26 protein-coding genes and 1 other RNA gene are annotated in these 25,302 nt (G+C 59.0%); 20 read left to right on the top strand and 7 right to left on the bottom strand.

Annotation, left to right across the window (positions count from 1 at the left end; all coding sequences use genetic code 11):
• Window positions 1-87: 87 nt before the first annotated feature.
• Window positions 88-522, bottom strand: coding sequence for a ZapG family protein (locus J2X66_RS16335; RefSeq protein ID WP_310266058.1), 435 nt, complete (start codon window positions 520-522; stop codon window positions 88-90).
• Window positions 523-666: 144 nt separating this feature from the next.
• Between J2X66_RS16335 and J2X66_RS16330 the strand changes: the two genes are divergently transcribed.
• From J2X66_RS16330 to zapE, 3 genes are all read left to right on the top strand, one after another.
• Entirely contained in the window at window positions 667-1,296 is a 630-nt protein-coding gene (locus J2X66_RS16330) for an alpha/beta fold hydrolase (protein ID WP_310266055.1), read from the top strand.
• A gap of 24 nt (window positions 1,297-1,320) precedes the next feature.
• Complete coding sequence (locus tag J2X66_RS16325) at window positions 1,321-2,676, top strand: tryptophan--tRNA ligase (RefSeq protein WP_310266052.1); 1,356 nt, start codon at window positions 1,321-1,323, stop codon at window positions 2,674-2,676.
• 91 nt (window positions 2,677-2,767) lie between these two features.
• The gene (gene zapE / locus J2X66_RS16320; RefSeq protein WP_027922671.1) at window positions 2,768-3,862 is read left to right on the top strand and encodes a cell division protein ZapE; all 1,095 of its coding nucleotides are present in this window, start codon (window positions 2,768-2,770) and stop codon (window positions 3,860-3,862) included.
• 119 nt (window positions 3,863-3,981) lie between these two features.
• Here zapE and J2X66_RS16315 read toward each other — a convergent pair whose 3' ends face one another.
• Window positions 3,982-4,878 (bottom strand): GlxA family transcriptional regulator, encoded by an 897-nt coding sequence (locus J2X66_RS16315; RefSeq protein WP_172825971.1) that lies wholly within the window; start codon window positions 4,876-4,878, stop codon window positions 3,982-3,984.
• Window positions 4,879-5,121: 243 nt separating this feature from the next.
• On the opposite strand from J2X66_RS16315, the gene J2X66_RS16310 reads away from it, so the two are divergent.
• A complete protein-coding gene (locus J2X66_RS16310) occupies window positions 5,122-6,258 on the top strand; it encodes an acyl-CoA dehydrogenase family protein (RefSeq protein ID WP_310266050.1) in 1,137 nt (378 codons plus the stop codon).
• Window positions 6,259-6,354: 96 nt separating this feature from the next.
• Here J2X66_RS16310 and J2X66_RS16305 read toward each other — a convergent pair whose 3' ends face one another.
• The gene (locus tag J2X66_RS16305) at window positions 6,355-7,395 is read right to left on the bottom strand and encodes an NADP(H)-dependent aldo-keto reductase (RefSeq protein WP_310266048.1); all 1,041 of its coding nucleotides are present in this window, start codon (window positions 7,393-7,395) and stop codon (window positions 6,355-6,357) included.
• Window positions 7,396-7,640: 245 nt separating this feature from the next.
• Here J2X66_RS16305 and rplM point away from each other — a divergent pair, with 245 nt between their 5' ends.
• The 7 genes from rplM (at window position 7,641) to J2X66_RS16270 (ending at window position 12,530) form a co-directional block, all read left to right on the top strand.
• Window positions 7,641-8,069, top strand: a complete 429-nt coding sequence (gene rplM / locus J2X66_RS16300; protein WP_007905295.1) for a 50S ribosomal protein L13 — start codon at window positions 7,641-7,643, stop codon at window positions 8,067-8,069.
• 14 nt (window positions 8,070-8,083) lie between these two features.
• Window positions 8,084-8,476 (top strand): 30S ribosomal protein S9, encoded by a 393-nt coding sequence (gene rpsI / locus J2X66_RS16295; RefSeq protein WP_002555064.1) that lies wholly within the window; start codon window positions 8,084-8,086, stop codon window positions 8,474-8,476.
• A 269-nt stretch (window positions 8,477-8,745) separates the two neighbouring features.
• Window positions 8,746-9,339, top strand: coding sequence for a ubiquinol-cytochrome c reductase iron-sulfur subunit (gene petA, locus J2X66_RS16290; protein ID WP_027922675.1), 594 nt, complete (start codon window positions 8,746-8,748; stop codon window positions 9,337-9,339).
• Entirely contained in the window at window positions 9,339-10,550 is a 1,212-nt protein-coding gene (locus J2X66_RS16285) for a cytochrome bc complex cytochrome b subunit (protein WP_027922676.1), read from the top strand. The genes petA and J2X66_RS16285 overlap by 1 nt, the downstream gene beginning before the upstream one ends.
• The gene (locus tag J2X66_RS16280) at window positions 10,550-11,332 is read left to right on the top strand and encodes a cytochrome c1 (protein ID WP_027922677.1); all 783 of its coding nucleotides are present in this window, start codon (window positions 10,550-10,552) and stop codon (window positions 11,330-11,332) included. The genes J2X66_RS16285 and J2X66_RS16280 overlap by 1 nt, the downstream gene beginning before the upstream one ends.
• Window positions 11,333-11,482: 150 nt before the next feature.
• A complete protein-coding gene (locus J2X66_RS16275) occupies window positions 11,483-12,100 on the top strand; it encodes a glutathione S-transferase N-terminal domain-containing protein (protein WP_027922678.1) in 618 nt (205 codons plus the stop codon).
• 16 nt (window positions 12,101-12,116) lie between these two features.
• On the top strand, window positions 12,117-12,530 hold the full coding sequence (locus J2X66_RS16270) for a ClpXP protease specificity-enhancing factor (RefSeq protein WP_310266044.1): 414 nt from the start codon (window positions 12,117-12,119) through the stop codon (window positions 12,528-12,530).
• A gap of 118 nt (window positions 12,531-12,648) precedes the next feature.
• Here the strand turns inward: J2X66_RS16270 and J2X66_RS16265 are convergent, their stop codons facing one another.
• From J2X66_RS16265 to J2X66_RS16250, 4 genes are all read right to left on the bottom strand, one after another.
• Window positions 12,649-13,230 carry a BON domain-containing protein gene (locus J2X66_RS16265; protein WP_027922679.1) on the bottom strand — a complete coding sequence of 194 codons (582 nt, stop codon included), beginning with the start codon at window positions 13,228-13,230 and terminating at the stop codon, window positions 12,649-12,651.
• The gene (locus J2X66_RS16260; RefSeq protein WP_008025961.1) at window positions 13,227-13,820 is read right to left on the bottom strand and encodes a phosphoheptose isomerase; all 594 of its coding nucleotides are present in this window, start codon (window positions 13,818-13,820) and stop codon (window positions 13,227-13,229) included. The genes J2X66_RS16265 and J2X66_RS16260 overlap by 4 nt, the downstream gene beginning before the upstream one ends.
• 104 nt (window positions 13,821-13,924) lie before the next feature.
• Window positions 13,925-14,287, bottom strand: coding sequence for a YraN family protein (locus tag J2X66_RS16255; protein WP_310266041.1), 363 nt, complete (start codon window positions 14,285-14,287; stop codon window positions 13,925-13,927).
• Window positions 14,287-16,098 (bottom strand): penicillin-binding protein activator, encoded by a 1,812-nt coding sequence (locus J2X66_RS16250; RefSeq protein WP_310266039.1) that lies wholly within the window; start codon window positions 16,096-16,098, stop codon window positions 14,287-14,289. Before J2X66_RS16250 ends, J2X66_RS16255 begins: the two co-directional genes overlap by 1 nt.
• A 176-nt stretch (window positions 16,099-16,274) precedes the next feature.
• Here J2X66_RS16250 and rsmI point away from each other — a divergent pair, with 176 nt between their 5' ends.
• The 9 genes from rsmI (at window position 16,275) to mraY (ending at window position 25,298) form a co-directional block, all read left to right on the top strand.
• Window positions 16,275-17,180, top strand: coding sequence for a 16S rRNA (cytidine(1402)-2'-O)-methyltransferase (rsmI, locus tag J2X66_RS16245; RefSeq protein ID WP_310266037.1), 906 nt, complete (start codon window positions 16,275-16,277; stop codon window positions 17,178-17,180).
• A 75-nt stretch (window positions 17,181-17,255) separates the two neighbouring features.
• Window positions 17,256-17,609: RNase P RNA component class A (gene rnpB / locus J2X66_RS16240), an RNA gene on the top strand.
• Between the two features lie 355 nt (window positions 17,610-17,964).
• A complete protein-coding gene (gene mraZ / locus J2X66_RS16235; protein ID WP_008147486.1) occupies window positions 17,965-18,420 on the top strand; it encodes a division/cell wall cluster transcriptional repressor MraZ in 456 nt (151 codons plus the stop codon).
• The gene (rsmH, locus tag J2X66_RS16230; RefSeq protein WP_405046781.1) at window positions 18,417-19,364 is read left to right on the top strand and encodes a 16S rRNA (cytosine(1402)-N(4))-methyltransferase RsmH; all 948 of its coding nucleotides are present in this window, start codon (window positions 18,417-18,419) and stop codon (window positions 19,362-19,364) included. Before mraZ ends, rsmH begins: the two co-directional genes overlap by 4 nt.
• Complete coding sequence (ftsL, locus tag J2X66_RS16225) at window positions 19,361-19,654, top strand: cell division protein FtsL (protein WP_123435077.1); 294 nt, start codon at window positions 19,361-19,363, stop codon at window positions 19,652-19,654. The genes rsmH and ftsL overlap by 4 nt, the downstream gene beginning before the upstream one ends.
• Window positions 19,654-21,393, top strand: coding sequence for a penicillin-binding protein 2 (locus J2X66_RS16220; RefSeq protein ID WP_172825972.1), 1,740 nt, complete (start codon window positions 19,654-19,656; stop codon window positions 21,391-21,393). The genes ftsL and J2X66_RS16220 overlap by 1 nt, the downstream gene beginning before the upstream one ends.
• Window positions 21,393-22,856 carry a UDP-N-acetylmuramoyl-L-alanyl-D-glutamate--2,6-diaminopimelate ligase gene (locus J2X66_RS16215; protein ID WP_310266033.1) on the top strand — a complete coding sequence of 488 codons (1,464 nt, stop codon included), beginning with the start codon at window positions 21,393-21,395 and terminating at the stop codon, window positions 22,854-22,856. Before J2X66_RS16220 ends, J2X66_RS16215 begins: the two co-directional genes overlap by 1 nt.
• Window positions 22,849-24,216 carry a UDP-N-acetylmuramoyl-tripeptide--D-alanyl-D-alanine ligase gene (gene murF, locus J2X66_RS16210; RefSeq protein WP_310266031.1) on the top strand — a complete coding sequence of 456 codons (1,368 nt, stop codon included), beginning with the start codon at window positions 22,849-22,851 and terminating at the stop codon, window positions 24,214-24,216. The genes J2X66_RS16215 and murF overlap by 8 nt, the downstream gene beginning before the upstream one ends.
• Window positions 24,216-25,298, top strand: a complete 1,083-nt coding sequence (gene mraY, locus J2X66_RS16205) for a phospho-N-acetylmuramoyl-pentapeptide-transferase (RefSeq protein ID WP_027922688.1) — start codon at window positions 24,216-24,218, stop codon at window positions 25,296-25,298. Before murF ends, mraY begins: the two co-directional genes overlap by 1 nt.
• Window positions 25,299-25,302: the final 4 nt, after the last annotated feature.

Below are 25,302 nucleotides of genomic sequence, written 5' to 3'. Positions count from 1 at the left end.
GCCAGTGCTGACAACCCAAACATCAGCAACAAAAAAGCCCCCGGACAATCACTCGTCCGAGGGCTTTTTGTGCTGCGCGAATCCTGATTACTTCTTCAGGCCGTAATGCTCATCAAGCATGCCCGGCGCGTTCGGGGATTTTGGTGCGTAATCGCGAGGCGGCTCCTGGTTGCGCGGCGGCGTCAGGCGTTCACGCGGGGCCGTTGCCGCATCGGCGTGCAAGGAGGCCAGCAGGCGCTGGCGAGTTTGCTCGTCCAAGGCCAGGCGGTTGGCGCCCTCGGCGAGGTGATCCTGCACTTCCTGATAGCTCTGAGTCAGCTTCTTGACCAGGGTGGCCGTGCTGTTGAAGTGGGTTACCACCTCATTTTGATAACTGTCGAAGCGTTCCTGAATGTCGTCCAGCTGACGTTGCGTGCTGCTCGGCGCGGCATTTGGCACCAGGCGAGCGATCAGGAATCCAATGGCGACACCCACAACCAGGGCAAGAGTCGGTAACAACCAAACTAAGAGCGAGTGTTCCACGAGTCCTTCCTCTATAAACGGCTTTGCTTTACGTTAACGGCTCGAACCTGCGCTGTATACCGCGATTCACTCGCAATAGATTGGCACAGACAAATTGCTAGACGAGTCGACCCGATTCGAGGTCACGGAGTTCCTTCCTTGCTTATGCGCGAAACCCCTGTAGTGATTGATGGCCCGGTGGGTCAACTGGAAGCCCTTTACCTCGATAATGAGCAGCCACGCGGCATTGCGCTGATCTGCCATCCGAACCCGGTGCAGGGCGGCACCATGCTCAACAAAGTGGTGTCGACCCTGCAGCGCACCGCGCGTGATGCCGGTTTGATTACCTTGCGGTTCAACTACCGTGGCGTCGGTGCCAGCGAAGGCACCCACGACATGGGCACCGGTGAAGTCGACGATGCCGAGGCGGTGGCCGAATGGCTGCGGGCCAAACATCCAGATTTGCCACTGACCCTGTTCGGTTTCTCCTTCGGCGGTTTTGTTGCCGCCAGTCTCGGCGGACGCCTGGAAGCCAAGGGCGAACAGCTGAAACATGTGTTCATGGTCGCGCCTGCTGTCATGCGCCTGGGCGATCAGGATCAACTGCCGCAACACGGCGAATTGACCCTGATCCAGCCGGAAACCGACGAAGTGATCGACCCGCAAGTCGTCTACGACTGGTCCGAAAAACTCGAGCGTCCCCATGAGCTGCTGAAAGTGGCAGAATGCGGACACTTTTTTCATGGCAAGCTGACCGATCTCAAGGATCTGATCCTGCCGCGTCTTTCGAATTGATTGCAGTCTGACAAGCGATTACCCATGACGACTCGTACCCGTATCCTCACCGGCATCACCACCACCGGCACGCCACACCTGGGCAACTACGCCGGCGCCATCCGCCCGGCGATCGTCGCCAGCCGTGACAGCAATGCCGATTCGTTCTACTTCCTGGCCGACTACCACGCCCTGATCAAATGCGATGACCCGCTGCGCATCCAGCGCTCGCGTCTGGAAATCGCCGCGACCTGGCTGGCCGGTGGCCTGGATGTGGACCGCGTGACGTTCTATCGCCAGTCCGACATCCCGGAAATCCCCGAGCTGACCTGGCTGCTGACCTGCGTCGCCGCCAAGGGCCTGCTCAACCGCGCCCACGCCTACAAGGCTTCGGTGGACAAGAACGTCGAGACCGGCGAAGACCCGGATGCCGGCATTACCATGGGCTTGTACAGCTATCCGGTGCTGATGGCCGCGGACATCCTGATGTTCAACGCGCACAAAGTGCCGGTCGGTCGCGATCAGATCCAGCACGTGGAAATGGCCCGCGACATCGGTCAGCGCTTCAACCATTTGTTCGGTCAGGGCAAAGAATTCTTCACCATGCCTGAAGCGCTGATTGAAGAAAGTGTTGCCACGCTGCCTGGCCTCGACGGTCGCAAGATGTCGAAGAGCTACGACAACACCATCCCGTTGTTCAGCAGCGCCAAAGAGATGAAGGACGCGATTTCGCGGATCGTCACCGATTCGCGCGCGCCGGGCGAAGCCAAAGACCCGGACAATTCACACCTGTTCACACTGTTCCAGGCATTTGCCACCCCGGTGCAGTCCGACGAGTTCCGCAGCGAACTGTTGCAGGGCCTGGGCTGGGGCGAGGCGAAGAATCGTCTGTTCCAGTTGCTGGACAGCGAACTAGGCGAGTCCCGCGAGCGTTATCACCAGTTGATCGAACGCCCGGCGGACCTGGAAGACATGCTGCAAGTCGGCGCCAAAAAGGCCCGTGCCGTGGCGACCCCGTTCCTTCACGAACTGCGTGAAGCGGTTGGCCTGCGTTCTTTCGTGGCGCAGACTCAAGTCGCGGCCACTACCAAGAAAAAAGCCGCGAAAGCAGCACGTTTTGTCAGCTTCCGTGAAGACGACGGCAGTTTCCGCTTCCGTCTGTTGGCGGCAGATGGCGAGCAACTGCTGTTGTCGCGCAACTTTGCCGACGGCAAAACCGCCGGGCAAGTGACCAAGCAACTGCAAGCGGGCCAGCCTCTGGACGTGCGCAGCGAAGACCTGAGCTTCAGTGTCTGGCTGGAAGGCGAGTGTGTGGCAGACAGCCCGGCATTCGCCGACAGCGCCACGCGTGACGTCGCCATCGACGCCCTGCGCGTTGCGTTGACGCCGGTTCAGGAATAAATCAGCGGCTCGACCCGACCAAGGGCCGATTGCCATTCCTCCGGGCCGTCGCTACAGTGACGGCCCGTTTTTGTTGCCTTGCTAACGAATTATGACGCCCCTAGAACGATATCAAGCTGATCTGAAACGCCCGGAATTCTTTCATGACGCCGCGCAGGAAACTGCTGTGCGCCATTTGCAGCGCCTGTACGACGATCTGGTCGCGGCCTCGCAGAGCAAGCCGGGCCTGTTCGGCAAACTGTTTGGCAAGAAAGAGCAGGCGCCGGTCAAGGGCTTGTACTTCTGGGGCGGCGTGGGTCGCGGCAAGACTTACCTGGTCGACACCTTCTTCGAAGCGCTGCCGTTCAAGGAAAAGACCCGGACTCACTTCCACCGCTTCATGAAGCGCGTGCACGAAGAGATGAAGACCCTCGGCGGCGAGAAAAACCCGCTGACCATCATCGCCAAGCGTTTCTCCGATGAGTCGCGCGTGATCTGCTTCGATGAGTTTTTCGTCTCCGATATCACCGACGCCATGATTCTCGGCACGCTGATGGAAGAGCTGTTCAAGAACGGCGTGACCCTGGTCGCGACCTCGAACATCGTGCCGGACGGCCTGTACAAGGATGGCCTGCAACGCGCGCGCTTCCTGCCGGCCATCGCGCTGATCAAGCAGAACACCGACATCGTCAACGTCGACAGCGGCGTCGATTACCGTCTGCGTCATCTTGAGCAAGCGGAACTGTTCCACTTTCCGCTGGACGAAGCCGCCCAGGAAAGCCTGCGCAAGAGCTTCCGCGCGCTGACGCCGGAATGCACGGCGGCGGTCGAAAATGACGTGCTGATGATCGAGAATCGCGCCATCCGCGCGGTACGTACGTGTGATGACGTGGCCTGGTTCGACTTCCGCGAGCTGTGCGACGGCCCACGCAGCCAGAACGATTACATCGAACTGGGCAAGATCTTCCACGCCGTGCTGCTCAGCGGTGTCGAGCAGATGAGCGTCACCACGGATGACATCGCCCGTCGCTTTATCAACATGGTCGACGAGTTCTATGACCGTAACGTCAAGCTGATCATTTCAGCCGAAGTCGAGCTCAAAGACCTCTACACCGGCGGTCGCCTTAACTTCGAGTTTCAGCGCACGCTCAGCCGCCTGCTGGAAATGCAGTCGCACGAATTCCTGTCCCGGGCACACAAGCCGTAGGACGATTCGGACACAAAAAAAGGGCCTGCATTTGCAGGCCCTTTTTTATGCCTTGAGCAGACCTTGAATCCAGCGCGGACCCTGTGGGAGCGAGCGTGGATAGGTGTTGGATTTGAGTATTACGCCGCCTGCTGAAACTGCTGCCGATACTGGTTCGGCGACAGTTCCGTGTGCTGGCGGAACAGCCGCGCAAAGAAGCTTGCATCGTCGTATCCAACTTCATAGCTGATGGTCTTGATGCTCTTGCGGCTGCCGGACAGCAAGCCCTTGGCGGTTTCGATGCGCAGGCGTTGCAGGTAGTGCAACGGCTTGTCGCCGGTCGCGGTCTGGAAGCGGCGCATGAAGTTGCGGATGCTCATGCCGTGTTCGCGGGCGACGTCTTCGAAGCGGAATTTGTCGGCGAAGTGCTCTTCGAGCCAGTGCTGGATCTGCAGGATGATCACGTCCTGGTGCAATTTCTGGCCGCCAAAACCGATCCGTCCCGGGGAATAGCTGCGCTGGACTTCGTAGAGGATATCCCGCGCCACGGCCTGCGATACGTTGGCGCCGCAGAAGCGCTCGATCAGGTAGATGTAGAGATCGCAGGCTGACGTGGTACCGCCGGCACAATACAGGTTGTCGGCGTCGGTCAGGTGTTTGTCCTGATTGAGTTGAACCTGAGGGTAGCGCTCGGCGAACGCGTTGAAGAAGCGCCAGTACGTGGTCGCTTCCTTGCCATTGAGCAGGCCGGCCTCGGCCAGCCAGAACACCCCTGTCGCTTCGCCGCACAACACCGCACCGCGTGCATGTTGCTCGCGCAGCCACGGAAAGACCTGAGGATAACGTTTGCAGAGCGTCTCGAAGTCGTCCCAGAAGGCGGGGAGGATGATGATGTCGGCGTTTTCCAGGCCGCCGTCTACCGGGATGATCACGTCGCTGAAGCTGTTCACTGGCTTGCCGTCGGGGCTGACCAGCCGGGTTTCAAACGCCGGTGTCAGGCCCTGGCCCAGCTGTTTTCCATAGCGCAGGCTGGCCAGATGGAAGAAATCTTTGGCTTGCAGGAGGGTGGAAGCGAAAACCCGGTCGATCGCCAGGATGCTGACGCGCCGCAGGGGCGTGGAGACGTGCTTAGACATAATTCAACTTTATTTTTATAAGGGAAAGTGGTCATCAAACGGCTGGATCGTCTTATTTTTTGTCTGATGTGTCCAGTGTCCTGTGTCGGAGGTGAGGCTTAGTCTCTGAAGGGCCATTCCTCTAACAATAACGACAGGTGCCGCATGATCCCCAGAACCTTGTTCAGTTCCGAGCACGAACTTTTCCGCGACAGCGTGCGTACGTTCCTTGAAAAAGAGGCCGTTCCGTTCCATGCGCAGTGGGAAAAACAAGGCTATATCGACCGAAAACTCTGGAACAAGGCCGGGGAGGCGGGGATGTTGTGTTCGCATCTGCCGGAAGAATACGGCGGGTTGGGCGCGGACTTTTTGTACAGCGCGGTGGTGATCGAGGAGGTCGGGCGCCTGGGGCTGACCGGGATCGGTTTCTCCCTGCATTCGGACATTGTGGCGCCTTACATCCTGCATTACGGCAGTGAGTCGCTGAAGCACAAGTACCTGCCGAAACTGGTGTCCGGCGAAATGGTCACGGCGATCGCCATGACCGAGCCGGGGGCCGGTTCTGACCTGCAAGGGGTGAAGACCACGGCGGTGCTGGATGGCGACGAGTACGTCATCAACGGTTCGAAAACCTTCATCACCAACGGCTTTCTGGCGGACCTGGTGATTGTCGTGGCCAAGACCGATCCGAAGGCTGGCGCCAAGGGCACCAGCCTGTTTCTGGTCGAGGCCGGCACCCCCGGTTTCGACAAGGGCAAGCGTCTGGAAAAGGTCGGGATGAAGGCGCAGGACACGTCGGAATTATTCTTCCAGGACGTTCGGGTGCCCAAGGAAAACCTGTTGGGGCAGGCCGGGATGGGCTTCGCTTACCTGATGCAGGAATTGCCGCAAGAACGCCTCACCGTGGCCATCGGCGGGCTTGCGTCGGCCGAGGCTGCGTTGCAATGGACGCTGGACTACACCCGCGAACGCAAGGCGTTCGGCAAGGCGATTGCCGATTTCCAGAACACGCGCTTCAAGCTGGCGGAGATGGCCACTGAGATTCAGATTGGCCGGGTCTTCGTCGATCGCTGTCTGGATTTGCACCTGCAAGGCAAGCTGGACGTGCCGACGGCGGCGATGGCCAAGTATTGGGGGACGGACCTGCAATGCAAGGTGCTCGACGAGTGCGTGCAGTTACATGGCGGCTACGGCTTTATGTGGGAATACCCGATTGCCCGGGCGTGGGCGGATGCGCGCGTGCAGCGGATTTATGCGGGGACCAATGAAATCATGAAGGAGATTATTGCGCGGTCGCTTTGATGCGGCGGTGACTGTCAGATCGCTTGCGCGAGCAGGCTCCCACAGGTGACGGTGTTCCCCTGTGGGAGCCTGCTCGCGAATGGATCTAAAGATCAATCAAGGCGCAGGGTTCGGGTGATCCTTGTGAATCGCCTCAATCCCCTCCAGCACTTCATCCGACAGTTTCAAGTCGAAGCTGGCGATGTTGCTCTCCAGTTGCTCCATCGTCGTCGCACCAATGATGTTGCTGGTGACGAACGGTTGCTGGGTCACGAATGCCAATGCCATCTGCGCCGGGTCCAGGCCGTGTTCACGGGCCAGTGCCACGTAACGGCTGCATGCTGCTTCCGATTGTGGGTTGAAATAGCGGCTGAAGCGACTGTAGAGGCTCAGGCGGCCTTTTGGTGGGCGAGCACCACCTTCGTACTTGCCCGACAGGAAACCGAACGCCAGCGGCGAATAAGCGAGCAAGCCGCATTGTTCGCGAATGGCAATTTCTGCCAGGCCGACTTCGAAGCTGCGGTTGAGCAGGTTGTACGGGTTCTGGATCGACACGGCGCGCGGCCAGCCACGGGCTTCGGCCAGGGCGAGGAAGCGCATGGTGCCCCATGGTGTTTCATTGGACAGGCCGATGTGGCGGATCTTGCCGGCCTTGACCTGCTCGTCCAGGGCTTCAAGAGTGTCTTCCAGCGGCGTGAGATTGGCTTCGCTCTTGTGCTTGTAGCCCAGCTGTCCGAAAAAATTGGTGCTGCGTTCCGGCCAGTGCAGTTGATAGAGGTCGATGTAGTCGGTTTGCAGGCGTTTCAGGCTCGCGTCCACGGCTTCGGTGATGTGCTGGCGGTTATGGCGCAGGTTTTTGTCGCGGATGTAGTCGATGGTGTTGCCCGGGCCGGCGATCTTGCTGGCGAGGATCCAGTCGGCGCGATCGCCGCGACTTTTGAAGTAATTGCCGATGTAGCGCTCGGTGGTGGCGTAGGTTTCGGCCTTGGGCGGCACCGGGTACATCTCGGCGGTGTCGATGAAATTGATCCCGGCACCTTTGGCCCGTTCAATCTGCGCGAAGGCTTCAGCCTCGCTGTTTTGCTCGCCCCAGGTCATGGTTCCGAGGCAGATGGCGCTCACATTCAGATTGGTTCTGCCTAGCTGGCGATAGTCCATCGGGTACTCCTTGGGCAAAACAATCATAAAAGCAGGTTGAATTATTTTTCGCAATCTGCATAATTGCGCACCTCTTTCTGCAGTGGAAGTGATGCGCCGCCGCCGAAGAATCTTGCCGTTGAACGGACGCGCCGACCCGAGCCCCCGAAAGCGTCTGTATCCGGCTGCCTTTGACTTGTCAAAGTACGCACTATTCAGTAAGATCCGCCGTCTAATTTACAGGGCGGCCCCTGAGGCTATAAAGAATGAAAACTTTTACTGCTAAACCGGAAACAGTACAGCGCGACTGGTTTGTCGTCGACGCTGCAGGTCAGACCCTGGGTCGTCTGGCCACCGAAATCGCGAGCCGTCTGCGTGGCAAGCATAAAGCTGAGTACACTCCTCACGTTGACACCGGCGATTACATCGTCGTTATCAACGCCGAGCAGATTCGTGTAACCGGTGCTAAAACCACCGACAAAATCTACTACTCCCACTCCGGTTTCCCGGGCGGCATCAAGTCGATCAACTTCGAAAAGCTGATCGCTAAAGCCCCTGAGCGCGTGATCGAGACCGCGGTCAAAGGCATGCTGCCTAAGAACCCGCTGGGTCGCGACATGTATCGTAAGCTGAAAGTCTATGCGGGCGCTGTACACCCTCATACTGCTCAGCAGCCCCAAGAACTGAAGTTTTAACGGAATAGTTCATTATGTCGGCGACTCAAAATTACGGCACTGGCCGTCGCAAGACCGCAACCGCACGCGTTTTCCTGCGTCCGGGTACTGGTAACATCTCCATCAACAACCGTTCGCTGGATAATTTCTTCGGCCGCGAAACTGCCCGCATGGTAGTTCGTCAGCCGTTGGAATTGACTGAGACTGTCGAGAAGTTCGACATCTACGTCACCGTGATCGGCGGTGGTGTAAGTGGTCAAGCTGGCGCAATCCGCCACGGTATCACTCGCGCACTGATGCAGTACGACGAAACCCTGCGTGGCGCTCTGCGCAAAGCTGGCTTCGTTACTCGCGATGCTCGTGAAGTTGAACGTAAGAAAGTCGGTCTGCGTAAAGCGCGTAAGCGTCCGCAGTACTCGAAGCGTTAATTCGCTTTCACGTTCAAAAAAGAACGCCCAGCCTCCTCGCGGAGCTGGGCGTTTTTTTATGCGCGCGATTTATCAAAGAATTGCGCTGTGACAACTTGCCACAGCCGTAGAGCCCCTATACTGCAAGGCTTGGCAGTGGAGCCCTTGGGTAATTACCTTGTCAGAATTGGGGCTTTTCATTACCATTCGGCAAAATTTTTATAAGTACATAGATTTACTTAGTAGATGCCTGATTTAACAGGCCACAAAAGCTGATGGGAGAGGACTGAATGAGCAATGACGGCGTGAATGCAGGCCGGCGTCGCTTCTTGGTAGCAGCCACATCCGTGGTGGGTGCTGCAGGAGCGGTGGGGGCTGCGGTCCCGTTCGTGGGGTCATGGTTTCCCAGTGCCAAGGCGAAAGCCGCAGGTGCACCGGTGAAAGTGAATGTCAGCAAAATCGAGCCAGGCCAGCAGATGATTGCTGAGTGGCGCGGCCAGCCGGTGTTCATTGTCCGCCGTACTACGGAAATCCTGGGGAATCTGAAAAAGATCGAGGGCCAGTTGTCTGACCCAACCTCCAAGAACTCGACACAACCGACTTATGTCGACCCGGAAACGCGTTCGATCAAGCCAGAAGTTCTGCTGCTGATCGGTATTTGCACACACCTGGGTTGCTCGCCGACCTTCCGTCCCGAAGTGGCACCTGCTGATCTGGGCAAGGACTGGGTAGGCGGTTATTTCTGCCCGTGCCACGGTTCCCACTACGATCTGGCTGGCCGCGTCTACAAGTCGCAACCTGCGCCTTTGAACCTGCCAGTTCCCCCGCATTCCTATGAGACCGACGACATCATTGTCATCGGCGTCGATACGGAGAAAGCGTGATGAGCAAGTTCATGGATTGGGTTGATGCGCGCTTTCCCGCAACCAAAATGTGGGAAGACCATCTCAGCAAGTACTACGCCCCGAAGAACTTCAACTTCTTCTATTTCTTTGGTTCCCTCGCACTGCTCGTTCTGGTCAATCAGATCGTTACCGGTGTCTGGCTGACCATGAGCTACACCCCGTCGGCAGAAGAGGCGTTTGCTTCCGTCGAATACATCATGCGCGACGTCGAGTACGGCTCGATCCTGCGTCTGCTGCACTCTACCGGCGCTTCGGCGTTCTTCATCGTGGTTTATCTGCACATGTTCCGTGGCCTGCTCTACGGTTCGTACCAGAAGCCGCGTGAGCTGGTGTGGGTCTTCGGCATGCTGATCTACCTGGCGCTGATGGCTGAAGCCTTCATGGGTTACCTGCTGCCGTGGGGTCAGATGTCCTACTGGGGTGCCCAGGTGATCATCTCTCTGTTCGGTGCGATACCGGTCATCGGTAACGACCTGACCCAGTGGATCCGTGGTGACTACCTGATTTCCGGGATTACCCTGAACCGCTTCTTCGCCCTGCACGTTGTTGCGTTGCCGATCGTGATCCTCGGTCTGGTGGTGCTGCACGTTCTGGCGTTGCACGAAGTCGGTTCGAACAACCCGGACGGCGTCGACATCAAGAAACACAAGGACGAAAACGGCGTACCGCTGGACGGCATTGCCTTCCACCCGTACTACACCGTGAAAGATATCGTCGGCGTGGTGGTGTTCCTGTTCATCTTCTGCTCGATCGTGTTCTTCTTCCCGGAAATGGGTGGTTACTTCCTCGAGAAACCGAACTTCGAAGTGGCGAACGCCTTCAAGACGCCAGAGCACATCGCTCCGGTCTGGTACTTCACTCCGTTCTACGCGATTTTGCGGGCCATTCCGGACAAACTCATGGGCGTTATTGCCATGGGTGCGTCGATCGCCATGCTGTTTGTCCTGCCGTGGCTGGACCGTAGCCCCGTCAAGTCGATGCGCTACAAAGGCTGGCTGAGCAGGATCTGGCTGTGGGTGTTCTGCATTTCGTTCGTGATCCTTGGCGTGCTGGGCGTGTTGGCCCCGACTCCTGAGCGGACGTTGCTGTCGCAGGTCTGTACCTTCCTGTACTTCGCCTACTTCATTCTGATGCCGTTCTACACCAGGCTCGAGAAGACCAAACCGGTTCCGGAAAGGGTGACTGGCTGATGAAAAAGTTATTTTTTGCGCTGATTTTTGCTGCTTTGCCTGTCCTGTCGTTCGCGGCTGAACATGGTGGTCCCGAGCTGGAAAAGGTCGACATCGACGTTTCCGACAAGGCTGCCATGCAAGATGGTGCACGTACCTTTGCCAACTATTGCATGGGCTGCCACAGCGCCAAGTTCCAGCGCTACGAGCGCGTTGCGGATGACCTGGGCATTCCCCATGAGCTGATGCTTTCGAACCTGGTATTCACCGGTGCCAAGATTGGCGATCACATGAGCATCGGCATGCAGCCGGCAGACGCCAAGGCCTGGTTCGGCGCGGCTCCGCCTGATCTGACGCTGGTGGCTCGTGTTCGCGGTACTGACTGGCTCTATGGCTACCTGAAGTCGTTTTACGAAGATCCGTCGCGTCCATGGGGCGTGAACAACAAGGTTTTCCCGAACGTCGGTATGCCTAACGTCCTGGCGGGCCTGCAAGGTCGTCAGATCATCGGTTGCAAGCAGGTTCAGATCGTCGAAGACGGCAAGAAGCAGTTTGACCCGCTGACCGGTACGCCTTTGACGCATGAAGCTTGTGATCAAATGACCATCGTGCCGAAAACGGGTGCCCTGACCGAAGAGCAGTTCGATGAGAAGGTCAAGAATCTGGTAACCTTCCTGGCTTACTCGGCTAACCCGGTTAAGTTGCAACATCAGCGCATTGGTACTTACGTCTTGCTGTACCTGGCGTTCTTCTTCGTGTTCGCTTATCTGCTCAAGCGCGAATACTGGAAAGATGTGCACTGATAAAGATTCAAGCAGTTGCTGTTAATCGCGCGCGCCCAAGGGCGCCTCTGAAGGTGTAACGAGTCTGGTGATCCAGGCGTTACGGGAGGCGCCCTCTGGGCGCGCTCGTTTTTCCGCTTTCGATAATTTCAACAAGCGAGGAGGACCGCCATGGGCGTGACCAATCGGTTGGCCTGTTACTCCGACCCCGCCGACCACTATTCCCACCGAGTGCGTATCGTACTTGCAGAGAAGGGTGTCAGCGCCGAGATCATTTACGTGGAAGCTGGTCGCCAGCCGCCTAAACTGATTGAGGTGAACCCTTACGGAAGCCTGCCCACCCTGGTCGATCGTGACCTGGCGTTGTGGGAGTCGACCGTGGTGATGGAATATCTGGATGAGCGTTACCCGCACCCGCCCTTGCTGCCGGTTTATCCTGTGGCGCGTGCAAACAGCCGTCTGCTGATTCATCGTATTCAGCGCGACTGGTGTGGCCTGGTGGATCTGATCCTGGATTCGAAGACCAAGGAAGCAGCCCGCGTCGTCGCTCGTAAAGAGCTGCGCGAGAGCCTCACAGGTGTGTCGCCGCTGTTCGCCGACAAGCCGTTTTTCCTCAGTGAGGAACAAAGTCTGGTGGATTGCTGCCTATTACCCATACTCTGGCGCTTGCCGATTTTGGGTATAGAACTGCCGCGGCCTGCCAAGCCGCTGCTTGATTATATGGAGCGCTCGTTTGCGCGTGAGGCTTTCCAGGCAAGTCTGTCTGGCGTCGAACGCGATATGCGCTAAGGCTTAAGGAGCCGCTATGAACTCCAGTCGACCTTATCTGGTCCGCGCGCTCTACGAGTGGATTGTGGACAACGATTGCACCCCGCACATGCTGGTCAATTCGGAATACCCATCGGTGCAGGTGCCTCAGGGCTTTGCCAGTGACGGTCAAATCGTCTTGAACGTGTCGCCACAGGCTGTGCGGCATCTGCACATGGACAACGAGGCGGTCAGCTTCGAAGGGCGCTTCGGCGGGGTGCCGCATACCCTGTACGTGCCTATCGCCTCGATCCTGGGGATTTACGCCCGGGAGAACGGTCAGGGCATGGTGTTCGATCTGGAATCGCCTATGGAAGACGAAGAAGCGATTGAGCCGGATGATGATATTCCGCCGCCCGACAGCGAGCCGCCGCGTCCCAGCGGTCGACCCAGTTTGAAAGTGGTGAAGTAATAAAAAAGGCGATCCGGATGGATCGCCTTTTTTATTACTTGCGTAGGAGTCGAGCTTGCTCGCGATGGCGATTTCAAAGACGCCATCACCGGCAAGCCGTGCTCCTGCAGGAAGGGTATCAGTCGATGTACTCAAACAGCTTCACAATCTTCTGCACGCCGGAAACGCCTTGTACCAGGTTGGTCGCTTGAGCAGCTTCCTGTTTGGTCAGCAGGCCCAGCAAGTAGACGATGCCGTTTTCGGTCACCACCTTGATGCGCGAGCCGGGGATGTTGGCGTCTGCGAGCATCTGGGTCTTGATCTTGGTGGTCAGCCAGGCGTCGTTCTGGCGTGCCAGCAGCGAGGAGGGCGGCAGGATCTGCAGTTCGTTGTGCACGGTTTTTACCCGTTGCACAGCGGCAGCGGCCTGCTCGGCCTTGGCCTTGAGGTCTTCACGGGGCGTCTGCCCGGCGAGCAGCACCACACCGTTGAAGCTGGTGACGACAATGTGCGAATCCTTGTCCAGGGCCGGGTCGGCCTTGGCCACGTTGACGCCGACTTTGGTATCGATCAGGGAGTCGTCGATCTTGCTTCCGAAGGTGCGCGTGCCACGGTCATCTTCAATCGGCGCTTCACGGCTGGCGTTAACCACCGAGGTGCAGCCGCTGATGCCGATCAGGCACAGGGTCAAGGCCATCAGGCCTAGGCGATTAGGGGTCATTCTTCACTCCCGAACAGTTGGCTGTCGATCAGATCGCAAAGGCAATGGATCGCCAGCAGGTGGACTTCCTGAATACGTGCGGTGACATTGGCCGGTACGCGAATCTCGACATCCTCGGGCAATAGCAGTGACGCCATGCCGCCGCCATCGCGACCGGTCAATGCTACGACAATCATTTCGCGATCATGTGCGGCCTGGATTGCCTGAATTATGTTTGCCGAGTTGCCGCTGGTGGAAATCGCCAGCAATACATCGCCTGGCTGGCCGAGGGCGCGGATCTGTTTGGAGAAGATTTCGTTGTAGCTGTAGTCGTTGGCAATCGAGGTGATTGTCGAGCTGTCGGTGGTCAGCGCGATGGCTGGCAGGCTCGGGCGTTCACGCTCGAAGCGGTTGAGCAGCTCCGACGAAAAGTGCTGGGCATCGCCGGCGGAACCGCCGTTGCCGCAGGAAAGCATTTTGCCCTCATTGAGCAGGGCGTTGACCATCACTTGGCTGGCTTGCTCGATGTGCGGTGCAAGTACGTCCATCGCCATTTGCTTGGTGTCGATACTGGCCTGAAAAAGCTGGCGAATTCGGGATTGCATGTCCATCTGTGTGACCTTAATTAGCGCGGCTACTTGGCACATGAATGTGCAGCCCGCAATGCAAAGAGCAAAAGTGTTGGGTGTAGGTGTCCGGTTCGGGGCGCGAGCGATCAGCTGTCGAAGGCATTCTGAATCCAGTTCAACTGATCAAGGTTGCTGTCGATGGCAACCACGTCGAAGCGGCAAGGGGAATTGGCCCAACGCGACTCGCGCTGAAGAAAATACTGCGCGGCGAAAATCAGTTTCTGCCGTTTGCGTTCATCGACGCTATCGAGCGCGCCACCCCATTGGGTGTTTTTTCTGTAGCGGACTTCAACGAATACTACTGTATCGCCATCAAGCATGACCAGATCAAGCTCGCCGCGTTTACACAACCAGTTCTGCGCCAGCAGGCGCAGACCGTGTTGTTGAAGATGCTCGAGCGCATGGCGCTCGGCATCCTGACCGCTTTGCTGGCGTGACCTGTCAGGCATCAGTTCGGGGTGTCAGGCAGGCGTTGAACCTGGCCGTTGACGAACTGGGCCCAAGGCAACTGGCGCACGACGCGTTGGTTCTGGGTCATGCCCAGGCTGCCCGACTGGCCCGAGATGCGGCTGTCCGGCAAGGCCTTGAGTTGCCCCAGGCGTGGCGCCAGGCGGTAGGCATCGACGCCCATGGCATACAGGCGACCGAGGCTGCCGCCGGCTTGTGGCCATTGTGCCGTCACTTGTTTGCGCAGTGGATCATTGGCATCCAGCAACCACGGGGTTTCGCAGAAGCGAATACCGTTCATGTCGTTGTACTGATTGACGTCACCGCTGGCACTGAACACGTGGGAGGTGGCGTAAACCGGCACATCGCCAGCGTACTGGAAGTTCAGGGTCGGTTTGATCTGCTGGGCCTGTTGCGGTGTCGCGGCCAGGAAGATGAACTCGATGTCCTGGCGACGTGAAGGCTGGGCAGCGACCTGCGAGCCTACGGTGCTTTGCAGGCTTTTCGCGCGGCCTTCGCTCTGGCGCAGCTGGAACATGTCAGCAATCTGCTGGGCCAGTTGAACCGGTTGGTCGACGCGTTCGGTGGCAACGATGCTGCCACCGTTGGCCTGCCAGTCCTGGCTAAAGGCGCGGAGAACACGATCGCCCCATTCGCCTTTCGGCACCATGATGGCGGCGCGATGCAGGCCATCGGCGCGAGCGCGGCGAGACACTTCGCGGGCTTCGTCTTCAGCCGCCAGGCCAAACTGGAACAGTTGGGCCGGGCCTTGTTCGCCTTCGCTGTAGTTCAGCGCCAGTGTGGTGATAGGCAGTTGCGGGCGCGAGCTGAGCTGTTTGACCAGTGGTTTTTCCAGTGGGCCGACCACCAGTTGCACGCCATCGGCCTGGGCCTTGCGGTAGAACTCGTCCATCGACGTCAGTTTCGAGCTGTCATAAAACTCGATGGCCGGTGGCTTCTGCCCGGCTTGTTGAGCCTGGTAGTGAGCCGCCATGAAACCTTCGCGCAGCGCTTTGCCGACCGAAGCCAGTGGGCCGTCCTGTGGCAGCAGCAAGGCGATCTTGCTCAGAGGCTGGCTGGCCAGTTCCTTGAGATTGGTCAGTGCCTGCGGCAAATGAATGGCGGCGGGGTGCTTAGGGTTTTGTGCGCGCCAGTTATCGATTGCGGCTTGCTGTTGCTCCAGCGTACCGGCCGATTTCACGGCCAGCGCCAGACCCATCCAGCCGCCGAGGTCGTCGGAGGTGGTGGGTTGCAGTTGATCGGTAGGCAGCGAGGCGATCAGGGTCCAGATCGCTTCGTGGTTTTTACTGGCCGCTTCACCGCTCAGCATCGGCGCGATGAAAATACGCTCCCGTGCGGCGGCCAGCGTCTGGCCATCGGCTTCAAGGGCGCGGGCGTGAACAGTGCCAGTGCGAACCTGTTGCTCGACGGGCAATTCACTCAAGTGTTGCAGGCTCGGATGACTCAAGGCAGTCAGCGCCGCTTTGGGCTGGTTGCGCACCATCGCCAGTTCCGCCGCCAGCGTACTGGCGAAGACTTGGGGGCCTGGCTTGAGTTGCTCGACCGGAACCTGTTGCAGGATTTGCGCGGACTGGCCGGCATTTCCCTGGCGGTAGGCCGCATCTGCAGCGCTCAGGCGCAACAGGGCAGCTTTTTCCGGATCCTTGCTTTGATTCGCCTGCTCGAGCAGTTGCTCGATACTGGCATCCGGGGTCCGTGGAAGTTCGCCAAGGCTGGAAGAGGGCGAGCTGGCGCAAGCCGCCAGCAAGGCAGCGAGGCAGAGGGCAGTGAACAGCCGCAGGCAAGCGATCATGTAGTGTTCCTGATACTCGATCAAATTAGCGTGGAATTGTACCCAAGCACTGGCCGGGGCGCGATGTTACTCGCGTGAATCGATCAATTTAGCTCGTGTAAATGTTGCAGCACTGCACAAATGGCGGAAAAACCCGTCAAGGGCCAGGCGTATCGCAAGCGCCGCTACGCGCTACAATGTCGCCTTTTACCGATCATGAGGTGTGCGCTTTGACTGCTCCAGGTGCTTTGAATTCCGCTGCTGGCTCGCTTTATGTGGTGGCGACGCCCATCGGCAACCTGGACGATATCAGTGCGCGTGCGCTGAAGATCCTGCGCGACGTCGCATTGATTGCTGCTGAAGACACGCGTCACTCTCAGCGTTTGATGCAGCATTTCGGCATCCCGACACCGTTGGCTGCCTGTCACGAACACAACGAGCGGGATGAAGGTAGTCGCTTTATCACTCGTCTGCTGGCTGGCGACGATGTGGCGCTGATCTCCGATGCCGGCACGCCGTTGATTTCCGATCCGGGTTATCACTTGGTGCGTCAGGCCCGTGCTGCGGGGATCAATGTGGTGCCGGTGCCGGGAGCCTGCGCATTGATCGCGGCGTTGTCGGCGGCGGGTTTGCCATCCGACCGGTTTATTTTCGAGGGCTTCCTGCCGGCCAAGGCTGTCGGTCGCCGCGCTCGTCTTGAACTTGTAAAGGAAGAACCACGCACGCTGATTTTCTACGAAGCGCCACACCGCATCCTTGAATGCCTGCAAGACATGGAGCTGGTGTTCGGTGGTGAGCGTCACGCGTTGCTGGCTCGGGAAATCACCAAAACCTTTGAAACCCTTAAAGGCCTTCCATTGGCCGAGTTGCGCGAGTTCGTCGAGTCGGACAGTAATCAGCAGCGCGGCGAGTGTGTGGTGCTGGTGGCTGGCTGGGCTGCGCCTGAGACCGAAGACGCCGTCAGCAGCGAAGCGATGCGCATCCTCAATTTGTTGTTAGAGGAGATGCCGCTCAAGCGTGCGGCGGCATTGGCGGCGCAAATAACCGGCGAGCGCAAGAATGTGCTGTATCAGGTCGCACTGGATAAGCAGAAAGGCGAGTAAAACCCGACGCGCAGGAGGGGTCAAAGGCGTTTAGCGCTTGTTCTTCGGCCGCTCTGCCGTTAACCTTCGCGGCGGAGAGTCGATCGGACAGTCGCTGCCCTCTATGAAAATTAGGGGGGGGAGGAAAGTCCGGGCTCCATAGGGCGAAGTGCCAGGTAATGCCTGGGAGGCGTGAGCCTACGGAAAGTGCCACAGAAAATAACCGCCTAAGCGCTTCGGCGCCGGTAAGGGTGAAAAGGTGCGGTAAGAGCGCACCGCACGTCTGGCAACAGTTCGTGGCTAGGTAAACCCCACTTGGAGCAAGACCAAATAGGGTCCCAAGGCGTGGCCCGCGCTGGGACCGGGTAGGTTGCTAAAGATGTCCAGTGATGGCCATCGTAGACGAATGACTGTTCAAGACAGAACCCGGCTTACAGATCGACTCTCCACCTTTTTCCCCTCCCTGTTTGAATCGTTGAGCAGGGCGCCAGTGATGGCAGTTTCCCTCCGTTCAGAATCATCAGCAGAAGCACTTTCGTAATACCAAAAAAATCTTACTCTTAACAAACTACTTTAACTTTCGAACGCAGCCATCCGTGCTGATTCAAGTTATTGGGTCGAATGACACGTCAGATTCCCGTAACACCTCCTTCTGTGCTCCTAAATCTCAGTTCTGTAAGGGTTTTCCTTTAATCCGCGCCTTGACGGTGCGGTGGCCGCATTCCTATAGTGTGCGCAAGTGGCGGAAAGTGGCATGAAGTGGGTTTTTTGAACGTAAAACGCTAAAATTTGGAGAAACGCTGACGTGTTTCGCGGAGCTAACGCTATCAGTCTCGATGCAAAGGGCCGTCTCGCCATGCCGAGCCGGTACCGTGACGAGCTCGTTTCGCGTAGTTCCGGTCAGTTAATCGTCACAATCGATGCCGTTGATCCATGTTTGTGTGTTTACCCCCTCGATGAGTGGGAAATTATTGAAACCAAACTGCGCGCACTGCCTTCGCTTCGCGAAGAGAACCGCCGCCTGCAACGTTTACTGATTGGTAATGCCGTCGACCTCGAGCTCGATGGCAGTGGTCGTTTTCTGGTTCCACCGCGTCTTCGTGAATATGCCAAGTTGGATAAGCGCGCGATGTTGGTAGGCCAACTGAACAAGTTCCAATTGTGGGACGAGGATGCCTGGGATGCGGTTTCTGCCGCTGACCTGGCTGCTATTCAACAACCGGGCGCCATGCCTGATGAACTGCGTGATTTGATCCTGTGACTATTGATAGCGGCTTTAACCACATCACCGTACTGCTTGACGAAGCCGTCGAGGCTCTCGCCGTACGTCCTGATGGCTGCTATCTGGACGGTACGTTCGGACGCGGCGGTCACAGCCGGCTGATCTTGAGTCAGCTGGGGCCTGATGGCCGGTTGCTCGGATTTGACAAGGATCCTCAAGCCATTGCCACCGGGCAGACGCTAGCGGCCGAAGACGGCCGCTTTGTCGTTGTGCAGCGCAGCTTTGCCGAACTCGGTTCGGAAGTCGCCGAACGCGGTCTGGCCGGCAAGGTCAGCGGCGTTTTGCTCGACCTCGGCGTGTCTTCGCCGCAGCTCGACGACCCTGAGCGCGGCTTCAGCTTCCTCAATGACGGCCCGCTGGACATGCGCATGGACCCGTCCCGCGGGATCAGCGCTGCCGAGTTCGTCAACACCGCGCCGGTTGAAGAAATCGCTCGTGTGTTCAAAGAGTACGGCGAAGAACGTTTCTCCGGTCGTATGGCCCGCGCCGTCGCCGAGCGCCGCGACATCAAGCCGTTCGAACGCACCGCCGATCTGGCCGAAGTTCTGAAAGTCGCCAACCCGGCGTGGGAAAAGGGCAAGAACCCGGCGACCCGTGCATTCCAGGGCCTGCGCATTCACGTCAACAACGAATTGGGCGATCTGGAAGCCGGCCTCGAAGCGGCGCTGGAATGCCTGGAAGTCGGCGGCCGCCTGGTCGTCATCAGCTTCCACTCGCTGGAAGACCGGATCGTCAAACTGTTCATGCGCAAACTGGTTAAGGGTGAAGCCGACAACCTGCCGCGCAATCTGCCGGTGCGTCACGTCGCCTTCGAACCGATCATCAAAATCCATGGCAAAGCGCAGTCCGCCTCCGAGGCCGAACTCAAAGCCAACCCACGTTCCCGTAGCGCCGTCATGCGCGTCGCGGAGAAGCTGCGGTGAGCAAGCTTTTCGCCAAGCCACTGCCCGGCGGAAGCTTTTTCATGCTGCTGCTGTTCTTGGCCGTGCTTGTTTCAGCGATCGGCGTGTCGTACAGCGCTCACTGGAACCGTCAGCTGTTGAACTCGCTGTACAACGAGTTGAGCGTGCGCGACAAGGCGCAGGCCGAGTGGGGTCGACTGATTCTCGAGCAGAGCACCTGGACCGCCCACAGCCGTATCGAAGTGCTGGCCACCGAACAACTGAAGATGCGCATTCCAGGCGCCGCTGAAGTGCAGATGGTGACGCCATGATGAAACTCGAAGGGGCAATGTTCCCATGGCGTTTCCGCGTGGTGCTGGGGCTGCTCGGCATCATGGTTGCGGCAATCTCCTGGCGCATCATCGACCTGCAAGTCATCGATCGTGCGTTCCTTAAAGGTCAGGGTGATGCGCGCAGTGTTCGTCATATTCCTATCCCGGCTCACCGTGGTCTGATCACCGACCGTAACGGCGAGCCTTTGGCCGTGAGTACGCCGGTCACCACGCTGTGGGCCAACGCGAAGGAAATGCAAACGGCCAAGGAAAAATGGCCGGCACTCGCGGCGGCGCTGGGTCAGGACCCGAAAGCCCTGGCTGAACGTCTCGAAGCCCAGGCCAATAAAGAATTCATCTATCTGGTGCGTGGGCTGACCCCTGAGCAGGGCCAGTCAGTGCTCGATCTGAAAGTACCGGGCGTCTACGGCATTGAAGAGTTCCGGCGTTTCTACCCGGCCGGTGAAGTGACCGCGCACATGGTTGGATTTACCGACATCGATGACCACGGTCGTGAAGGCGTCGAACTGGCGTATGACGAATGGCTCGCCGGTGTCGCCGGCAAGCGTCAGGTCATCAAGGACCGGCGCGGAAGGCTGATCAAGGATGTCCAGGTCACCAAAAACGCCAAGGCCGGCAAGCCCTTGGCGTTGTCCATTGACCTGCGCCTGCAATACCTGGCCAACCGCGAGCTGCGTAACGCGATCATCGAGAACGGCGCCAAGGCCGGCAGCCTGGTGATCATGGACGTGAAGACCGGCGAAATCCTCGCCATGGTCAACCAGCCGACCTACAACCCGAACAACCGTCGCAACCTGCAACCGGCGATGATGCGTAACCGCGCGATGATCGACGTGTTCGAACCGGGTTCGACCATGAAAGCGATCTCGATGAGCGCCGCCATCGAGACCGGCCGCTGGAAACCAAGCGACACCGTCGAGGTGTATCCAGGCTCCTTGCAAATCGGCAAGTACACCATCAAGGACGTCTCGAAGACCGAAGGCCCGGTGCTCGACCTGACCGGGATTCTGATCAATTCCAGTAACGTCGGCATGAGTAAGGTCGCGTTCGATATCGGCGGCGAAACGATTTTCCGTCTGGCGCAAAAAGTCGGCCTCGGCCAGGACACCGGTCTCGGCTTCCCGGGCGAGCGCGTCGGCAACCTGCCGAACTACCGCGAATGGCGCAAGGCTGAAACCGCTACGCTGTCCTACGGCTACGGTATTTCCGTGACGGCGATCCAGCTGGTTCACGCCTTCTCGGCGCTGGCCAACAACGGTCGCCTCGCGCCGCTGACCCTGATCAAAACCGACAAGGCGCCGCAGACCACGCAAGTGCTGCCGGAAGCCGTCGCGAAAACCATGCAAGGCATGCTGACCCAGGTGATCGAAGCGCCGCGCGGTGTGTTCCGTGCGCAGGTGCCGGCGTATCACGTGGCCGGCAAGTCGGGTACTGCACGTAAAACGTCGGTGGGCACCAAGGGCTACGCCGAGAACTCTTACCGCTCGCTGTTCGCCGGCTTCGGCCCAATGAGCGATCCGCGTTACGCCATCGTCGTGGTGATCGACGAACCGACCAAGGCCGGTTACTTCGGTGGTCTGGTCTCGGCGCCGGTGTTCAGCAAAGTGATGTCCGGGACGCTGCGCCTGATGAACATTACGCCGGACAACCTGCCGCCGACACAAACCGCGAACGCGACTCCCGTTGTTCCGCTGAAAGCCAATGGAGGGCGCGGCTGATGTCTCTAAGTCTGAATAAAATTTTCGCCCACGCTGGCCGCGATCTATTGATCCGCGAATTGGCGCTCGACAGCCGCAACGTGCGCGCTGGCGACTTGTTTCTCGCTGTCCCTGGCGGGCGTTTCGACGGTCGCGCGCACATCGCCGACGCGCTGCAACGCGGTGCTGCCGCTGTGGCGTATGAAGTCGAAGGCTCGACCGTATTGCCGATTACCGACGTGCCGATGATTCCGGTCAAAGGCCTGGCCGCACAGCTGTCGGACATCGCCGGGCGCTTTTATGGCGACCCGAGCCGTCATTTGAACCTGGTGGGCGTGACCGGTACCAACGGCAAAACCAGCGTGACCCAATTGGTGGCCCAGGCGCTTGATCTGCTTGGCCAACATTGCGGCATCGTCGGCACGCTGGGCTCCGGTTTCCACGGCGCGCTGGAAAGCGGCCTGCACACCACACCGAATCCAATCGCCGTGCAAGCGACCCTGGCCGACCTGAAAAAGGCCGGCGCCAAAGCGGTCGCCATGGAAGTCTCGTCCCACGGTCTGGATCAGGGCCGCGTTACTGCGCTGGCGTTTGATGTGGCGGTGATGACCAACCTGTCCCGCGATCACCTTGATTACCACGGCACCATGCAGGCCTACGGCGAAGCCAAGGCCAAGCTGTTTGCCTGGAACGATTTGAAGTGCCGGGTGGTGAACCTCGACGACGAATTCGGTCGGCAACTGGCCGCCGAAAAGCGTGAGTCGCGTTTGATCACCTACAGCCTCGAAGACAGCAGCGCCTACCTGTATTGCCGTGAAGCACAATTCGACGACGAAGGCGTGCGCGCCACGTTGGTGACGCCGCAGGGCGAACACCATTTGCGCAGCACCTTGCTCGGTCGCTTCAACCTGAGCAACGTCCTGGCCGCCGTCGGCGCGTTGCTCGGTCAGGATTATGCGCTGGACGAAATTCTCAACGTCCTGCCGAAGCTCGAAGGCCCGGCCGGTCGCATGCAGCGTCTCGGTGGCGGCACTCAGCCGCTGGTGGTGGTCGATTACGCCCACACCCCGGATGCGCTGGAAAAAGTCTTGATGGCCCTGCGTCCGCACGCCAAGGGTCGGTTGCTGTGCCTGTTCGGCTGCGGCGGTGATCGTGATCGCGGCAAGCGTCCGCTGATGGCCGAAGTGGTCGAGCGTCTGGCCGACGGCGTGCTGGTCACCGATGACAACCCTCGCACCGAAGACCCGTCCGTGATCTTCGATGACATCCGAGCCGGTTTCACGGCTGTGGATAAAGTGACGTTCGTGGCCGGTCGTGGCCAGGCGATTGCCCAATTGATCGCCGGTGCGTCGGCGGATGACGTGATTGTCCTGGCCGGTAAAGGCCACGAGGACTATCAGGAAATCAACGGCGAGCGTCTCGACTTCTCCGATCTGGTCGAGGCCGATCACGCCCTGACCGCATGGGAGGTGGCTCATGCTTAAAGCCTTGAAACTGAGCGAGCTGACCGGCGCATTGAATGGCCAACTGCTCAATGCCGATGCCACGTTTGAGGGCGTCAGCATCGACAGTCGTGCGATCAAGCCCGGCCAACTGTTTATTGCCCTGGCCGGCCCGCGTTTCGACGGTCATGACTACCTGGACGACGTGGCCAGTAAAGGCGCGGTGGCCGCACTGGTCGAGCGTGAAGTTGCCGACAGCGCGTTGCCACAACTGCTGGTCAAGGACACTCGTCAAGCGCTCGGTCAGCTGGGCGCTTTGAACCGTGCCGCGTTCACCCACCCGGTTGCAGCCATCACCGGCTCCAGCGGCAAGACCACGGTCAAGGAGATGCTTGCGAGCATCTTGCGCACGCGCGGTCCGGTACTGGCCACCCGTGGCAACCTGAACAACGATCTGGGCGTGCCGCTGACCTTGCTCGAACTCGCGCCGGAACACACTGCCGCCGTGATCGAACTCGGTGCTTCGCGTCTTGGCGAAATTGCCTACACCGTGGGCATGACCAAACCCCACGTGGCCATCCTCAACAACGCCGGGACTGCCCACGTTGGCGAGTTTGGCGGGCCGGAAAAAATCGTTGAAGCCAAAGGCGAAATTATCGAAGGGCTTGAGGCCGATGGCATCGCCGTTCTTAATCTCGACGACAAGGCTTTTGAAATCTGGAAAACCCGCGCTGCCGGTCGCAAAGTGCTGACGTTCGCCCTGAGCAACCTCAGCGCCGATTTCTACGCCAGCGACCTGGACCGCGACGCTCGCGGTTGCCCGGCGTTCAACCTGCACACCCCTGACGGTGTGGAGCGTGTTCAGCTGAATTTGCTCGGTACGCATAACGTCGCCAACGCCATGGCCGCTGCCGCAGCCGCGCATGCCTTGGGCGTGTCGCTGTTCGGCATCGCCACCGGCCTGGCCGCCGTGCAACCGGTCAAGGGCCGCTCTGTCGCGCAATTGGCCACCAACGGCATGCGCGTGATTGATGACACGTACAACGCAAACCCGACCTCCATGTGCGCCGCCGTTGATATACTCGCCGGCTTTTCCGGTCGCACCGTTCTGGTGCTCGGGGATATCGGCGAGTTGGGCGATTGGGCGGAGCAGGGGCACCGCGATGTGGGCGAATACGCCCGCGGCAAAGTATCCGCGCTGTATGCCGTCGGACCCATGATGGTTCACGCCGTAAACGCTTTCGGTCCACAGGCCTTTCACTTCAGCACTCAGGCTGAACTGATCAAGGCGCTGGGCGCCGAGCAAGACACCAATACCACCATTTTGATCAAGGGTTCGCGCAGCGCTGCGATGGAAAACATCGTTGCCGCTTTGTGCGGGTCCAGTCTGGAGAAACATTAATGCTGCTGCTGCTAGCGGAGTATCTGCAACAGTTCTACAAAGGCTTCGCGGTCTTCCAGTACCTGACCCTGCGCGGGATTCTCGGTGTGCTGACCGCGCTGGTCTTGTCGCTGTGCTATGGCCCGTGGATGATCCGCACCCTGCAGAACCGTCAGATCGGCCAATCCGTTCGCAACGACGGTCCGCAGTCGCACTTGTCCAAGTCGGGTACGCCGACCATGGGCGGCGCGTTGATTCTGTCGTCCATCGGCGTCAGCACCTTGCTCTGGGCTGACCTGAGCAACCGTTATGTCTGGACCGTGCTGCTGGTGACGTTGCTGTTCGGTGCCATCGGCTGGGTCGACGATTACCGCAAAGTGATCGAGAAGAACTCCCGTGGCTTGCCGAGTCGCTGGAAGTACTTCTGGCAGTCGGTGTTCGGTCTGGGCGCTGCGGTCTTCCTTTATATGACCGCGGCCACCCCGGTAGAAACCACCCTGATTTTGCCGATGCTCAAGGATTACAGCATTCCGCTGGGCGCAGGCTTCATCGTCCTGACCTACTTCGTGATCGTTGGCTCGAGCAACGCGGTCAACCTGACTGACGGCCTCGATGGCCTGGCGATCATGCCGACCGTGATGGTCGGCGGCGGTCTGGGGATCTTCTGCTACCTGTCGGGTAACGTGAAATTCGCTGAATACCTGCTGATTCCTTATGTACCGGGCGCGGGTGAACTGATCGTGTTCTGCGGTGCGCTGATCGGGGCGGGCCTCGGGTTCCTCTGGTTCAATACCTATCCGGCCCAAGTGTTCATGGGCGACGTCGGCGCACTGGCGCTGGGCGCTGCGCTGGGCACCATCGCGGTGATCGTCCGTCAGGAAATCGTCCTGTTCATCATGGGCGGTGTGTTCGTGATGGAGACCCTGTCGGTGGTCATCCAGGTTGCTTCTTTTAAAATGACCGGTCGCCGCGTGTTCCGCATGGCACCGATTCACCACCACTTTGAACTCAAGGGCTGGCCTGAGCCACGCGTGATCGTCCGTTTCTGGATCATCACCGTGATTCTCGTACTGGTCGGCCTTGCCACCCTGAAGCTGAGGTAGAAAC

The sequence above is a fragment of the Pseudomonas sp. 3296 genome, from assembly GCF_031456615.1.
In the GTDB taxonomy this organism is placed as follows: Bacteria; Pseudomonadota; Gammaproteobacteria; order Pseudomonadales; family Pseudomonadaceae; genus Aquipseudomonas; species Aquipseudomonas mucoides.
This window is presented reverse-complemented; position numbering and strand designations above follow the sequence as displayed.